At 70.1% G+C, this 13,828-nt stretch carries 12 protein-coding genes; 2 read left to right on the top strand and 10 right to left on the bottom strand.

What is annotated here, in order from left to right; all coding sequences use genetic code 11:
* Window positions 1-21 precede the first annotated feature (21 nt).
* The 6 genes from OG462_RS04790 to OG462_RS04765 form a co-directional block, all read right to left on the bottom strand.
* A complete protein-coding gene (locus OG462_RS04790; RefSeq protein ID WP_406054747.1) occupies window positions 22-1,038 on the bottom strand; it encodes a LacI family DNA-binding transcriptional regulator in 1,017 nt (338 codons plus the stop codon).
* Between the two features lie 207 nt (window positions 1,039-1,245).
* Entirely contained in the window at window positions 1,246-3,012 is a 1,767-nt protein-coding gene (locus OG462_RS04785) for a cellulase family glycosylhydrolase (RefSeq protein ID WP_406054745.1), read from the bottom strand.
* Between the two features lie 131 nt (window positions 3,013-3,143).
* Complete coding sequence (locus OG462_RS04780) at window positions 3,144-4,658, bottom strand: glycoside hydrolase family 43 protein (protein ID WP_406054743.1); 1,515 nt, start codon at window positions 4,656-4,658, stop codon at window positions 3,144-3,146.
* A gap of 44 nt (window positions 4,659-4,702) precedes the next feature.
* Entirely contained in the window at window positions 4,703-5,401 is a 699-nt protein-coding gene (locus tag OG462_RS04775) for a hypothetical protein (RefSeq protein WP_406054741.1), read from the bottom strand.
* 22 nt (window positions 5,402-5,423) lie between these two features.
* On the bottom strand, window positions 5,424-6,338 hold the full coding sequence (locus OG462_RS04770) for an expansin EXLX1 family cellulose-binding protein (protein ID WP_406054738.1): 915 nt from the start codon (window positions 6,336-6,338) through the stop codon (window positions 5,424-5,426).
* A 242-nt stretch (window positions 6,339-6,580) separates the two neighbouring features.
* Window positions 6,581-7,381: a helix-turn-helix transcriptional regulator gene (locus OG462_RS04765; RefSeq protein WP_406054736.1), complete on the bottom strand. Its 801-nt coding sequence runs from the start codon at window positions 7,379-7,381 to the stop codon at window positions 6,581-6,583.
* 144 nt (window positions 7,382-7,525) lie between these two features.
* Between OG462_RS04765 and OG462_RS04760 the strand changes: the two genes are divergently transcribed.
* Both OG462_RS04760 and OG462_RS04755 read left to right on the top strand, forming a co-directional pair.
* A complete protein-coding gene (locus OG462_RS04760) occupies window positions 7,526-8,341 on the top strand; it encodes a phytanoyl-CoA dioxygenase family protein (protein WP_406054734.1) in 816 nt (271 codons plus the stop codon).
* On the top strand, window positions 8,338-8,706 hold the full coding sequence (locus OG462_RS04755; protein ID WP_406054732.1) for a hypothetical protein: 369 nt from the start codon (window positions 8,338-8,340) through the stop codon (window positions 8,704-8,706). Before OG462_RS04760 ends, OG462_RS04755 begins: the two co-directional genes overlap by 4 nt.
* Before the next feature lie 111 nt (window positions 8,707-8,817).
* On the opposite strand, the gene OG462_RS04750 is transcribed toward OG462_RS04755, so the two are convergent.
* From OG462_RS04750 to OG462_RS04735, 4 genes are all read right to left on the bottom strand, one after another.
* Entirely contained in the window at window positions 8,818-9,519 is a 702-nt protein-coding gene (locus OG462_RS04750; protein WP_406054730.1) for a FadR/GntR family transcriptional regulator, read from the bottom strand.
* A gap of 87 nt (window positions 9,520-9,606) precedes the next feature.
* Entirely contained in the window at window positions 9,607-10,650 is a 1,044-nt protein-coding gene (locus tag OG462_RS04745; RefSeq protein ID WP_406054728.1) for an ABC transporter permease, read from the bottom strand.
* 2 nt (window positions 10,651-10,652) lie between these two features.
* Window positions 10,653-12,266, bottom strand: a complete 1,614-nt coding sequence (locus OG462_RS04740; protein ID WP_406054726.1) for a sugar ABC transporter ATP-binding protein — start codon at window positions 12,264-12,266, stop codon at window positions 10,653-10,655.
* 138 nt (window positions 12,267-12,404) lie between these two features.
* Window positions 12,405-13,445, bottom strand: coding sequence for a sugar ABC transporter substrate-binding protein (locus OG462_RS04735; RefSeq protein WP_406054724.1), 1,041 nt, complete (start codon window positions 13,443-13,445; stop codon window positions 12,405-12,407).
* Window positions 13,446-13,828: the final 383 nt, after the last annotated feature.

Below are 13,828 nucleotides of genomic sequence, written 5' to 3'. Positions count from 1 at the left end.
CCTCGGCCCGCGGTGCGTTGCTCAGACGGCGGCCGAGGGCGCCGGCCCCGTGCTCGCCCGCACCGTCAACTCGGGTGCGATGAGCATGACTTCGTCGGTACCGCGGCCGCCGAGCTTGGTGACCAGTCGCTCCACCGCCTGCCGGCCCATCTCCTGTGCGGGGATGGAGACCGAGGTCAGTCGCACCGAGGCCTGGACGGCCACCTGGTCCGGGCAGACCGCGACCACCGACACGTCCTCGGGCACGGCGCGGCCCTGCTGGCGCAGCAGGGCGAGCAGCGGCTCGACCGCCTGCTCGTTCTGCACGACGAACCCCGTGGTGCCCGGGCGCTCGTCGAGGATGCGGGCGAAGGTGCCGGCCGTCGCGTCGTAGCCGCCCTCGCACGGCCGGTGCAACACTCTGATGCCCAACTCCGCTGCCCGGGACCGAAGTCCGTAGAGGGTCCGCTCGGCGAAGCCGGTGTGCCGTTCGTAGACCGCGGGGGCCTCGCCGATGACGGCGATGTCGTGGTGGCCGAGCGTCGCCAGATGCTCGACGCACAGCGCGCCCGTCGCCTTGAAGTCGAGGTCGACGCAGGTCAGTCCCGTGGTGTCGGCGGGCAGCCCGATCAGCACGGCCGGCAGGTCGGTGTTGCGCAGCAACGGCATCCGCTCGTCGTCGAGTTCGACATCCATCAGGATCATCGCGTCGGCGAGACCACTGCCGGTGACGCGGCGGACGGCGTCGGGGCCCTCTTCGCCGGTCAGCAGCAGCACGTCGTACCCGTGCGTCCGGGCCGTCGTGGCGACCGCGACGGCGATCTCCATCATCACCGGCACGTACATGTCGGTGCGCAGCGGAATCATCAGCGCGATGACGTTCGACCTGTTGCTGGCCAGGGCCCGCGCGCCCGCGTTCGGGTGGTATCCCAGCTCGTGGATGCTCTGCTCGACCCGCAGCCGGGTGGTCGCGGAGATGGACCTCTTGCCGCTGAGGACGTAGCTGACCGTGCTTGCCGACACTCCGGCGTGCCGGGCGACCTCGGCGAGGGTTACCATCCAGCTCTCCCAGCCTTGTGAAGCGCTTCGACAATGCGTGCGGACCATACATGCAGGAAATGCATGCCGACCCTAGCCCCATCCTGAGCGCGTGTCCATCGTACGTCGATGCGCTTCGATACGCTTCTGGGCCTCTGAGGTGGCGCGCGGATACGGCAGTGCCCTGGTCGCCGGGGGAGGTGGGCAACCAGGGCGAGGGCCGATCGGTCAGGATTCCTTGACCGCCGTACCGGTGACCGAGTCGCCGGACTTCGTGACCTTGTACTTCACCTTGGCGCCGCTGTGGAAGTGGAAGGTCAGCGTCGCCGGATCGCCGTCACGCAGTGCCTTCACGTACGCGGTGGTGAGGATGATCGTGCCGTTCCGGTAGTCCGGCCTGAAGGACTGGTTGAACTCCTGGTACGGAGTCCAGCTGGTCTGGCCGGCGTTGGTGCCGTCGGAGTACGTGGACTCCATCGTCGCCAGGTCGTCCCCCTGGTACTGCGTGGGGACGGTGAACTCCTCGGCCGTGCCCGTGGCGTCCGACAGCACCGGAGTGTCGTACGTGACCACGTCGATCTGCCAGGGCAGCCCCGCGGAGAACCGGGCCTGGAGCGTCGCGTTGACCCCGTAGGCGCGATCCCCGGTCAGCCGGGTCAGGGCCGGTGCCGTGAGGGTGAGCCGGTTCTCGAAGACGGTGTAGTCCCGGCCCTCGGCCAGCTTGGTGTCGCCGTGCCACAGCCCCCGGAACCTGGTGCCGTTCGGGTTCAGGGTGAGCGACTGGGGCGTGATCCGGCTCGACTTCGCCAGGTGGACCCTGTCGAAGGAGGCGGTTCCCGAGCGGGTGGTCCAGCTCGACTTGATCCAGGCGAAGAGGGCGGGGTCGCGCCACTTCAGGGTCGCGCGGTTCAGATACGCGAAGCCGGGGTCCCACAGGGCGGTGGTGGCACCCGCGGCGCGTGCCAGGTGTCCGACGTGTTCGTAGTACTTCAGCGCCTCGCCCCGCTCGATGCGGGAGGGGTGGTTGTCGTCCGGGTACGCGAGCAGACCGTACTCGCCGAGGTAGACGGGGATGCCCCTGGCGACGAAGGTGTGGTGAATGCGGGCGAAGACGTCCTCCGCGTCGTTGCGGGCGGTGTCGTCGTACCGGGTGCCGCCCGCGATGTTCACGCTGAACGGGAAGTAGCTGTAGTAGTGCACGGTGGCGACCAGATTGCTGTCGCGCAGCGCCGTGATCGTGGTGTGAAGGTCGTCCATGAGGTCCTGGGACGGGGTGCCGACCTGCGTGGTGAGGACGAGCAGGCGGTTCTTGTTCCCGCCGCCCGAAGCGCGGACGACCTTCTGGAACGAGGTGTTCAGCTCGTCCATGAACTGGGTCTTCTGCGCGGCCGTGGCGTTGCTGAAGTTCGGTTCGTTGACGCCTTCGAAGAGCAGGGTGCGCGGCTCGTTCCGGAACGTCGCGGAGATCTGGGTCCACAGGGCGTTGAAGCGGGCGACCACGTTGTCGTGGTCGGTGGCGATCTTCTCGATCCATTGCCATGAGTCGTGGTGGACGTTGAGCACGACGTAGAGGTTCTCGGCCAGCGCCCAGTCGACCACCTCCATGACGCGGCTCATGTACGCGGCGTCGACGGTGTACGGCGCGGTGGTGGACTGGTGGTCATGCCAGGACACCGGGACGCGGACGCTGCGGAATCCCTCCGCCCGGATGGTCTTGAACAGTTCCCTGGTGGCCTTGGGGTTGCCCCAGGACGTCTCGTCCGGAATCGCGTCCAGGGTGTTGCCCAGGTTCCAGCTGGGCTGCATCGCCGCGACGGCGTCGATGGCGCGGGCCGGAACCTTGACCGTGGCGCGTGCCTGCTGTGCCGTGCCGCCGGGCGCGGCGATCGCGGTGCTGCCGGCCAGTCCCAGGACGACGAGCAGCGCCATCAGCAGGCCGGCCAGGCGTCCGGGACCGCGGTTGCGGTGACGCGCGGGTGGCCGTATGTCCTTCATGTGTCATGCCTTTCGGTCGGTCGTACGGGTGATCCGGTCCGTGGCCGGCAGCGGCAAGGCGCCACCGCCGGCCACACCTGCTGCCGCAGGTTCGTCGGGTGATGTGTGTCGTGCCGTTCGGGGGGTCTGGCTCAGACGTCGAGGGGCTCGTAGTCGAACCAGTCGAAGTGGACGGTGCCTGCCGCGGCGTACATGCCGATGACCCGGCCCGTGAAGCCGCCGGCGACCTCGGTCGACAGGTAGCGGCCGTCGAGGGTCGCGAGCACGGTGTACGTGCCGTCGGGCTGCTCGAAGCCGAGGGAGACGACGTCGGGTCCGGTGCACGGTCCGTGCGGAGACGGCGGTTCCGTGATCGTGACGGTGAGGACCACCGGCCCGGCCGGCACGGACTGCGCGGCCACGACCGTGCGCAGGGAGCCGACATGCGCGACGACGCGCACCTTCGTACCGGACGCCTCGATCGCGTAGTGGTGCTGCTCGTCCAGCCGGACGGCGAGGCCGCCGCGCCCTTCGGAGGGGTCGACCAGCGTGCGCGCCCGGCACGCGAGGTGCTGCTGGCGCCGGCCGGTGAACACCACGTCGGGTTGGTCCAGGGAGCTGGCCCGCGCACGGAGGGTCAGCCAGCCGGGGCGTTCCTTGGTGGTGCTGTGTTCGGCGGCCCGGTCGCGCAGGGAGATCCAGGACGGTCGCAGTTCGGCGAGCTCGAAGTCGTCCCGCTGCTCCTCGACAGGGGCGGGGGAGAGCGGCCACGGGAGCTCGGGCAGGTCCAGGGTGACCTCGCCGACGACCGGCCAGTCGTCCACCCAGGTCACGGGGGCCAGGAAGGTCTCCCGGCCGAGCACGTGCCAGCCCGGCGTGCCGCCGCCCGGCCGGACGCCGAGCAGCACCATCCACCAGGAGCTGTCGGGGCCCTGGACCAGGTCGGCGTGCCCGGTGTTCTGGACGGGGCGGTCGGTGCCGCGGTGGGTGAGGATCGGGTTGGCCGGGCACGGCTCGAACGGGCCGGCAGGACTGAGGCCGCGGGCGATCGAGACACCGTGGCCGCGCTCGGTGCCGCCCTCGGCGATGAGCAGGTACCAGTAGTCCCCGATCCGGTACAGGTGCGGCGCCTCCGGGGCCTTGGCGCCGGGCCCGCCGGACCAGAGCCTGTGCGGCGTTCCGTACGTCTGCCCGGTGGACGGGTCGATACGGACCTGCGAGACCCCGGCGACCGTGCACCAGCAGGTGCCGTCCTCGCCCCAGACCAGGTCGGGATCGATTCCGGGGACACCCGGCGCCCAGATGGGGTCCGACCACGGTCCGGAGGGGTCGGTGGCCGTGACGATGAAGTTGCCGCCGCCTTCGCTGCAGTTGGTGACGATCAACCAGAAGCGGCCGTCGTGGTGGCGCAGGGTGGGGGCGTAGATCCCGCCGGAGGACGGCATGTCCGCCGGCAGGCGCAACTGCTCGGGCCGGTCCAGGGCATTGCCGATCTGCGTCCAGTGCACCAGGTCACGGCTGTGGAAGACGGGGATGCCGGGGAAGTACTCGAAGCTGGAGCACACCAGGTAGTAGTCGTCGCCGACGCGGCAGACGCTGGGGTCGGGGTGGAAGCCGGGGATCACCGGGTTGGCGAAGCGTTCGTCCGGCTGGCGCGCAGGGGGCACCTGACAGGTCCTCTCGTCGATTGGTGATGCGGGGGCGGGGCGGCTCAGGGAGCGCCGGGGTCCGTCGGGGTGATGCGGAGCAGGACGGCGGACGGCGCGGTGGGCAGGGTCAGGCTCAGCTCGGCCGTGTCGGGCATCCAGGCGGAGACGGCCCGACTGACCGAGGGGTAGAGCAGGTCGACACGGGTGGCGGTGTCCCGCAGGTGGGGCAGGTGAAGCGTCGCCGTGGCGTCGGTGCCGGGGCGGCGCCAGGCGGTGAGGTAGGTGGTGGCGGGAGTGCGCAGGGCCAGGGCGATCCACGGGTCGTCCCAGGCAGGAAGGCCCAGCGGCCAGGACGGAACGGCTTGCGGCAGATCGGCGCGGATGGCCTTGTACGTCGCCACCGCTTCGCGGACCAGGGCGCGGGCCTCCGGCTCGAGTTCGGGAATCCGGCCGGAGAGATGGATCCGGCCGAGGAGCGCGTTGGCCATGGTGAAGGCCACCTCGTCGAGGGAGTCCTCCGGCTGGGGGTAGGCCCAGACGGCGTTCTGCTCGGGAGCCGAGACGGTGGGCGCGGACGCTGCGATGGGCGCGTACAGCTGGAGGTTCTGCTGGTCGCTGGTGGACTGGAGCTGGACCCGGGACAGCAAGGCGTGGTCCCAGCGCATACCGCCGGAGGCGCAGTTCTCCAGGACCAGGCCCGGGTGCCGGTCCAGGACGCCGTCGAGCCAGGCGAGTTGCGCCCGGTTGCGGTGTGCGACCACTCCGTCGAGGGGCGATGCGGGTTCAGCGCGGGGCGAACTGGAGGCGGGTCGGCTGGGCGACGTCCGGCTTCAGCGCGATCCCGTCGACCGTCAGTCGTTCTCCGTAGACGTCGGTGACCCTGATCGAGCTGCCGCATCCGCTGCCGTCGGTGGAGAGGAAGTAGTTGTAGTCGGTACGGGGCAGCTGTCGCCAGCCTTGGGCGGTGCGGACCTCCAGCCGATCGACCGGATTGCGGTGGTTGATCACTTGGATGCCGCACCAGTAGGGGCTGGACCCGGTCTTGTACCGGATGGAGAGCGGGCCGAGCGTGTCGGGACTCAGCAGGCTCCAGGTGATCGGGAGCCGACCGACCTTGAGGTCCGCCAGCTTGGCGAATGCCTGCTCGCTGAGGTCGAGTTGTCCGGGCGCGCAGGGCAGCGGGCATTCGTTGGTGATCCGGACCGTGATCGAGGCGCCGTTGGAGGCGCGGACGAGCACGTACGCACCGCATGCCCTGGACGACTCGTAGTCGGTGGTGTTCATCGCCGCGACCATGAGGTCGTCACTCGGCCCGAACAGGCAGGCGCCGTCGCCGTCCGCGGCCTTGTAAGCGGTCGCGACCCCCTTGTAGGGGGTGTGGGGCTGGATGCGTCCGGTCCGCGGTGCCGCGCGCCCGGGCGTCCGCGAGCTGACCCTCGGCGAGGGCTTCGCCGCCGCGGTGGTCGTGCGCGGGGTCGCCGGCGCGTGAGAGGCGCTGGTCGGGGTCGAGGTCGGGGTCGCCGGCGCGCGAGAGATGCTGGTCGGGGTTGCGGAACTGGTCGAAGGAGCCGTCGTGGGCGTCGCCTCGGTGCCGGCGACGGGGACTACGGTCGTGGCCGCCCCTGCATCCGGCGTGGGGCCGGGGCGCAGCGCCACCACCAGGCCGATGAGGGCGCCTGCGGCTGTCAGCACCGTCATCGTGCTCCACATCAGCCTGTGTCTGTGCTTGCGCCTGTGCCTGGGCTGCCGCGTTGCCTGTCTTGCTGTCCGCATGTGCGTCCGTCCGGAAGATCGAGCCGATGGTGCACTGCGTAGGTTGCCGCCGGAGGCGAAAGGGTTGCCGGAGATCTTCGAGGCGGGAAGCGGGAAGCGGGAAGCGGGAAGCGGGAAGCGGGAAGCGGGAGGCGGGGAGCAGGGGGCGGGCTGCCGATGGTCTGTATCTACTGAGCCGAGCTGTCGCGCGGGGCGGGACCGGCGGTACGGATACCGCGTGGTGACGCCCCGAGTTCGCGGCGGCAGGCCTTGTTGAACGCCTGGAGGTCGGGGATGCCGACCGAGGCGGCGACGGCGGGGATGGAGAGCGTGGTGGCCCGCAGGAAATGGCGTGCGCGTTCCATCCGGCGGGCCCGGATGTAGCCGACGACGGTTTCCCCGGTGGCGGCGCGGAAGAGCCGGGTCAGGTGGTTGTGGGAGACGCCGGCCGCCTTCGCGATCTCCGGCACCGTCAGGGACTCCGTCAGCCGCGCCTCGATCAGGGCCGTCGCGGCTGCCACCGCCGGATGGACGGCCGGGGCGCTCTGCTCCCGCAGTGGGGTGAGCCGGGCGATCCGCCACAGGGCGGCCCACACCTCGGCGGTGGCCTCCGCCGGGGTGTTCGGCCAGGCGGCCAGTGCCTGCCGCAACTGTGCAGTGAGCAGGTCGAGCTCGTGTCCGGTGGGCTGGATCACCGGAATGCTGTGGGGTGTTCCCGCCGAGCCCAGGCGGAAGTGGGCGTAGAGGTGTTCGGAGCGGCCCCGGTAGCGGTAATGCACCTCGGTTCCGGGTGGTACGAGGCTGACCCGCCCGGGGTGGATCGTGTGCTCGGTGCCGTCGACCGTCAAGTCGGCGTGGTAGCCGTACAGATGGAGCTGCCACAGGTCCGGCAGCGAGAACACGTCGACCTGGCCGGCCGGACCGTGCACACCGATGCCGAGAGCGGCGAGAGTGGGAGGCTCGTCGAGAGGGGCGAGGACCGTCTGCATGGTTCCGTGTTCTACCACGGCGTACGCGGCCCACTCCTGGGGCGCGGTCCTCGATGTACGTGTCGGACGGCGTGGTGAGAATCGACCAGTGGAGGGTGAACGCGGCCCACGCGGTGCCCGGCGGCGGGACCTAGCGTGGCGCTCATGGAGAACACGCTGGAACTGTTGAACTCGGTGCAGATGGCGCGCTTCGTGGCGTCCGGGTCACTGCGCCTGGACGCGGTGGTCCCGGCGGAGATGAACGCCGAGGGCATGGCGGTACTGGCGGACGGAGTGCCGCCGGTGCCGTACGGGACGCCGCTGTCCGATGCGTACGCGAACGGCTCCTTCGTCCGCAGGCTGCTGGAACTGCCGCAGGTGGCAGGGGCCCTGCGCAGCCTGGTCGGCCCGGAACCGTGGGTGGACCACCACTTCGTGCACACCCGCGAGCCTCACGGAGGCGCCGCGCAGGCCTTGCACGGGGACGCCATCATCGACGTCCGACCGGACGCCTTCGACGTTCAGCTGATGTACTACCCGCAGGCCGTGACGCTGGAGATGGGCGGAACGCTCAGCGTGCCGGGCAGCCATCTGCGGCGGACCAATGAATCGGACACGGGCCGTTACCAGAACCTGCGCGGTCAGAACCGGTTGGTCTGTCCGGCCGGCACTGCGGTGTTTCTGCACCACGGCATCTGGCACGGGGGCCGGCGCAACGACAGCGACACCCTGCGCTACATGTTCAAGATCCGCTTCAATCCCAGGGTGCGTCAACGACGTCTGTGGGACACCTCGGATCTCCACGACCCGCAGGTGACCGCGGAGTTGGACGCGATGTTCCCGTGGTACGAGGGAGCGACCGGCCGGCTGGAGCGGTACAACCGCATCCTGCTGTGGCGGGAGCTGACCGGCGACGACGGTTTCGACCTCGACCACTGGGTGACCAGGGCCTCCAACCGCCCGAAGGGGGCCGTGGCATGACGACCGAAGCGATTCTTCCCGCGCGGGCGGACACCGGAGATGCCACCGCCTCGGTGCTGCGGCAGCAGGTGCTCGTGCTGTACCTGGCGGACTCGGCGCTGGACTCCTGTGTCGTCGGCTGGTCGCGCTACGACGGCACCGGCCGGACCTCGCCCACCACGGGCGACAGCGACGAGCCGCCGTACGAGTCGGGGGTGGCCGCCCTTCAGGACGGCTGGCGGCTGTTCCAGGCCGCCCAGCTGATCCCGCCGTACCCGGGTCACGAGTACGACGTCTCCTTCCTCAAGCACGAATTCTTCTTCGATCGGACTGTCGACGTGCGGGCGCAGCCGCGGCAGGAGGACCCCGAGGAGGTTCGATCGTGAGGGAATCCGAACAGGCCATGAGGTAATCCCAGCAGGCCGAGCCCGGCGCCGGCCGCGTGCGCTGGGAGCGGCTGGCGGACGGCGTGCGGCCGGCAGCCGGCGTGCGGGCGGTCAGTCGTCGATCGCTCGTAGCGGGTCGTCGCTCAGACTGGCGGCCAGCCACTGCTCCACGGCCGTGATGTGAACGGTCGCGGCGGAGGCGGCCAGCAGGGCGTCGCGTGACTGGAGCGCGCCGAGGATCTGCTCGTGGTCCTGGTGGGCGGCGTCCAGAGCATGACGGGTCCGGCTGCCGCGGACGATCCGGACGCGCTGGGTGCGTGTGGAGAGTACCCGCAGAAGCATCGACAGCACGGGGTTGCCGACGGCTTCGACGATCCTGAGATGGAAGGCGATGTCGTGGGCGACGAACTCCTCCACGGTGGTGGCGGCCCGGGACCTGTCGAGGATGTCGCGCAGTTCCCGGAGGTCCTCCGGCGTCAGCAGGGCAGCGGCCAGCCCGGTCGCCTGCGGTTCAAGGAGGCGACGCACCTGGACCAGTTGTAGTGCCGTGCGGCCCTGGGAGACATCGGCGGCGAAGGAAAGACTCTCCAGCAGGAGATGAGGCTCCAGGCTGGAGACGTATGTGCCGTCGCCCTGACGGGTGATCAGTATTCGCATGGCGGTCAGTGCCCGGACGGCCTCGCGCAGCGAATTCCGGGACAAGCCGAGTTGTCCCGCGAGGATCTCCTCCTTGGGCAGGCGTGAGCCAGGCGTGAGCTCGCCGTCGAGGATCATCGCCTTGATCTTGTCGATCGCCTCGTCCGTCAGTGCCACTAACGTGCCTCTCCATGCCGGGGTATGTGCGGGTGGTGGCCCCGCAGGACCGGGATCGGGTCCTGCGGAGCCGCTTGCGGGACGTGGCTATTCCTGCTTCTCGCCGGACGCGAATCGGGAGATGATCAGGGCGACGATGATGATGGCGCCGTTGAGGAACTGGTTCCACAGGGGCGGTACGCCCGCCAGCGTCATGACGTTGACGACGAGCTGGAGGGTGAGGACGCCGGTGAGGGCGCCGAAGACGGAACCCTTGCCGCCGTTGAGGCTTACTCCGCCGATGACGGTCGCGGCGAACACCTGGAAGATCCAGCCGCTGCCCTGTGTGGCGGAGACGGATCCGTAGTGCCCGCTGTAGAGGATCCCGGCGAACGCGGCGAGCACGCTGCCGAGGACGAGGACGCCCCACACGATGCGGTCGACACGGACGCCCGCGGTACGGGCGGCCTCGGCGTTCCCGCCGATCGCGTACAGTGCCCGGCCGTGCCGGAGCCAGGCCAGCGCACTGCCGCCGATCGCGAAGAGCAGCGCGCACACCCAGATCGCGGCGGGCACGCCCAGCCAGGACGCCCGGCCCAGGTAGGTGAAGGACGAGGGCAGCTCGACGATGGACTGGCCTTCGGAGAGGGCGACTTGCAGTCCGCGGAGCATGGTCAGGGCGCCGAGAGTGACGATGAAGCCGTTGAGGCGCAGCTTGAGGATGAGGAAGCCGTTGACGGCACCGATCAGCGCCCCGACCAGCAGGCAGAGCGGGATGGCCATCCACTCGGGGAAGAGGCCGAGTCCGGTGAACCGGCCCCCACTGGCGGGCAGGATCAGCCACACGGCGATGACGGGAGCCACGCCGATGGTGGACTCCAGGGACAGGTCCATCCGGCCGGCGACCAGGATGAAGGTCGTGGCGAGCACCAGCAGGCTCAGCTCGGTGGACTGCTGGGCCACACCGATCAGGTTGTCGGCGGTGAGGAAGGCCGGCGAGACGATGAACCCGATCAGGCCCAGGACGAGGATCGCCGGGACCAGGGACAATTCACGGAAGTGCCCGAGACCGACCCGGCGGGGGGAGGTGTCCGCCGCGGCCGGCGTCGCCGTCCTCGGTGCGGGCTCGGTGAGATCTGTGGTGGCGGGCATGACTACCTTCCGTGCTCGTCCGCGCCGGATGAGGCGGGCAGGGCGGATGTGGGAGACGTGGTGGCAGGAGCCGGGTCCCCGGCGACGCCCTCGATGGCGGCGACGACGTCCTCGTCCCTCCATCCGTGGGCGAACTCGGCCACCACCCGCCCGTGGAACATGACGACGACCCGGTCGCAGACCTTGAGGTCGTCCAGTTCGTCGGAGACGATCAGCGCGGCCTTGCCGTCGTCCGCGAGCTGCCGGATCCTGCCGAGCAGGAACTCCTTGGACTTGACGTCCACACCGTTGGTGGGGCGGACGGCCACGAGCACGTGCGGATCGGTGGCCAGGGCACGGGCGACGACGACCTTCTGCTGGTTGCCGCCGGAGAGGGCGGAGACCGGGGTGGCGACCGCGGGAGTCTTGATGTCGAGGTCCCGGATCATGCGCTGAGCGAAGGCCCTGGTGCGGGCGGGCAACACGATGCCGAACGGGCCGAGCTGGTCGGTGACGGTGAGCGTCGCGTTCTCTGCCACGCTGCGGTCGCCGACCAGGCCCTGGTGATGGCGGTCCTCGGGGACCAGACCGACGCCGGCGGTGAGGGCGGCCGGCACGCTGCCGGTGCGCAGGGTCCTGCCGCCGACCGAGATCCGGCCGGCCTTGGCGCGGTGCAGACCGGCGACCGCCTCACCCACCCGTACGTTGCCGCTGGCGGTTGCGCCGGCGAGCCCGACGACCTCGCCGGAGCGTACGGAGAGGGAGACGCCCTCGCAGGCACCGGGCAGCGTCAGGCCGTCGATGGCCAGCAGTTCCTTCGAGTCGGCCCGCGTGCCCGGGGTCCGGCCGGCGGTGACGGTGACCGTGGAGGCGGACTCGCCGGTCATGGCCTCCACCAGGCCCGGCCGGCCGAGCTCGGCGACGGGCGCGGTGAGGATGTGGGCCGCGTCGCGGTAGACCGTGACCGTGGTGCAGAGGTCGTACACCTCTTGCAGGTGGTGGGAGATGAAGAGGAAGGCGACACCCTGGCGCTGGAGGTCGCGGAGCTTGTCGAAGAGGCGGCCGATGCCGCGGCCGTCGAGTTTCGCGGTCGGCTCGTCGAGGATGATGAAGCGGGCGCCGAACGACAGGGCCCGGGCGATTTCCACGAACTGCCGGTGCTCGACGGTGAGGTCCCCCGCCCGGGCGGCAGGGTCGACGTCGACGCCGTACTCGCCGAGGAGCTCCTCGGCGCGGTGGCGCAGCTGCTTCCAGCGGATGGGCCGCAGCGAGCCGCCGCTCTGCCGGTTCAGGAAGAGGTTCTCGGCGACGGTCAGGTCACCGATGATCGTGGAGCGCTGGTAGACGCAGGCGACGCGGGAGCGCCAGGCGTCGATGTCGCCGAAGGCGGGGGCCGGCTCGCCCGAGAAGTGCAGCGCTCCGGTGTCGGGCTGCTGAAGGCCGGTGAGGATGGACACGAGCGTCGACTTGCCGGCGCCGTTGCGTCCGACCAGGGCGTGCGACTCGCCCGGGGCGATGGTGATACGGGCGTCGCGCAGCGCGACGGTCGCGCCGAATCGTTTGCTGATGCCGGTCGCCTCGGCCACGGGGGCCGGGGTGCCGGGGCGGGTCGCCGGGGCGGTCGCGGTGTCCGCCATGGTGGATACCGTCCTTCGGGTACGGAGGCTGGGGCGCCGAGGTGCGCGGGTGTGCGCCCGGGGCTGCGGGGAGAGGCCGCGGTCGGGGACGGGGGGTGTCCGTTCCCGACCGTGCGCGGGGCGGGGGCCGGCCGGTCATCAGCCGATGTTGTTGCCCCACAGGGTCTTGTCGTCGACGTTGTCCTTGGTGACCAGCGGAGCGGGGAGCTGGTCCTCCAGGCCGTTGGGAAGCTTGATGATGGTGGAGTCGTGGTCGGTCGCACCCGGCTGGAAGGTCTTGCCCTCGGCGGCGGCCTTCGCGTAGTGCAGTGCGTACTTGGCGTAGAGGTCGGCGGGCTGGGAGATGGTGGCGTCGATCTGGCCCTTGCGGATGGCGTCGAACTCCTGCGGGATGCCGTCGTTGGAGACGATGCTGATGTGGCCCTTCTGCCCGGCGGGCTTGAGCAGGCCCTTCTGCTCCAGCAGGGCGAGAGTGGGCTGCAGGAAGACACCGCCCGCCTGCATGTAGATGCCGTTCAGGTCCCGGTGCTGCGCGAGCAGGCTCTGCAGCTTGGCGGAGGCCACGTCGCCCTTCCAGTCGGTGGGCAGCTCGAAGACCTTGATCTTCGGGAACTTCGTCTTCATGCACTCCGCGAACGCCTCGGAGCGGTCGCGACCGTTGATGGAGTCGAGGGCGCCCTGGAACTCGGCGACCTTGCCCTGGCCGCCCAGCTGCTTGCCGAGAAACTCGCACGCCTTGGTGCCGTACGCCCTGTTGTCGGCTCGGACGACCATGTAGACAGCGCCCTTGTCGGGTCGGGTGTCGACGCTGACCACCGGGATCTTCTTCGACGCGAGGGTCTCCAGGGTGGAGGCGATGGCACCGGTGTCCTGGGGTGCCATGACGACGGCCTTGGCGCCCGTGTTCTGGAACACCTGCACGTTGGCGACCAGCTTGGTGATGTCGTTCTGCGAGTTGCTCAGCGGCAGCGCGTTGATGCCGTCGGTCTTGATGTCGGTCTTCAGGTACTGCGCGTAGGAGTTCCAGAAGTCGGAGTCGGAGCGCGGCAGGTCGATGCCGATGGCGGACTTGTCGCCGCCCGGGCCGGCGCTCTCGCGGTTGCACGCGGTAGTGAGGGCCAGCACTGCGAGGACGGCGGCGGCTGCTGCGGCGGTGGAGCGGGTGCGAGTGAGCTTCATGGCCGTGTTCTCTCCTTAGCCGGGGGCGCGGCGATGGTCAGGGGGCGTACGCGCCGTGGGGAAGGCGGCGGGGGCGCCGGACGGCGCATCGAATGATCCGGCCATTCCTCCGATGTATCTCGGACGGGACGTTACGACGACGTTGCCGAGGTTGACAAGAGTGGGCGCCTGGCTTGTTGTGCCGGGCCATCGCGCCAGGGGGTGTCGTGATATCGCCGGACTCCATCTGACCCCGCCAGATGTCCGACTGCTCGCGGGTGACGGCGCTTCGGGGAAGGTGCCGCGGACGGGCTCCGGAAGAGTCGCTCTTCGTGAGCGTCGACAGGTAGCGGCGAGGAGATACATCCGAGGAATCCATTGTCAGCTGCGATCTCTGCGTCTAT

Source organism: Streptomyces sp. NBC_01077 (genome assembly GCF_045162855.1).
Taxonomy (GTDB): Bacteria; Actinomycetota; Actinomycetes; order Streptomycetales; family Streptomycetaceae; genus Streptomyces.
This window is presented reverse-complemented; position numbering and strand designations above follow the sequence as displayed.

Bases quoted from the DNA above. Each gene is read 5' to 3' on its own strand.
- OG462_RS04790 (WP_406054747.1), bottom strand. From the start codon at position 1,038: ATGGTAACCCTCGCCGAGGTCGCCCGGCACGCCGGAGTGTCGGCAAGC.
- OG462_RS04785 (WP_406054745.1), bottom strand. From the start codon at position 3,012: ATGAAGGACATACGGCCACCCGCGCGTCACCGCAACCGCGGTCCCGGA.
- OG462_RS04770 (WP_406054738.1), bottom strand. From the start codon at position 6,338: ATGACGGTGCTGACAGCCGCAGGCGCCCTCATCGGCCTGGTGGTGGCG.
- OG462_RS04765 (WP_406054736.1), bottom strand. From the start codon at position 7,381: ATGCAGACGGTCCTCGCCCCTCTCGACGAGCCTCCCACTCTCGCCGCT.
- OG462_RS04760 (WP_406054734.1), top strand. From the start codon at position 7,526: ATGGAGAACACGCTGGAACTGTTGAACTCGGTGCAGATGGCGCGCTTC.
- OG462_RS04755 (WP_406054732.1), top strand. From the start codon at position 8,338: ATGACGACCGAAGCGATTCTTCCCGCGCGGGCGGACACCGGAGATGCC.
- OG462_RS04745 (WP_406054728.1), bottom strand. From the start codon at position 10,650: ATGCCCGCCACCACAGATCTCACCGAGCCCGCACCGAGGACGGCGACG.
- OG462_RS04740 (WP_406054726.1), bottom strand. From the start codon at position 12,266: ATGGCGGACACCGCGACCGCCCCGGCGACCCGCCCCGGCACCCCGGCC.
- OG462_RS04735 (WP_406054724.1), bottom strand. From the start codon at position 13,445: ATGAAGCTCACTCGCACCCGCTCCACCGCCGCAGCAGCCGCCGCCGTC.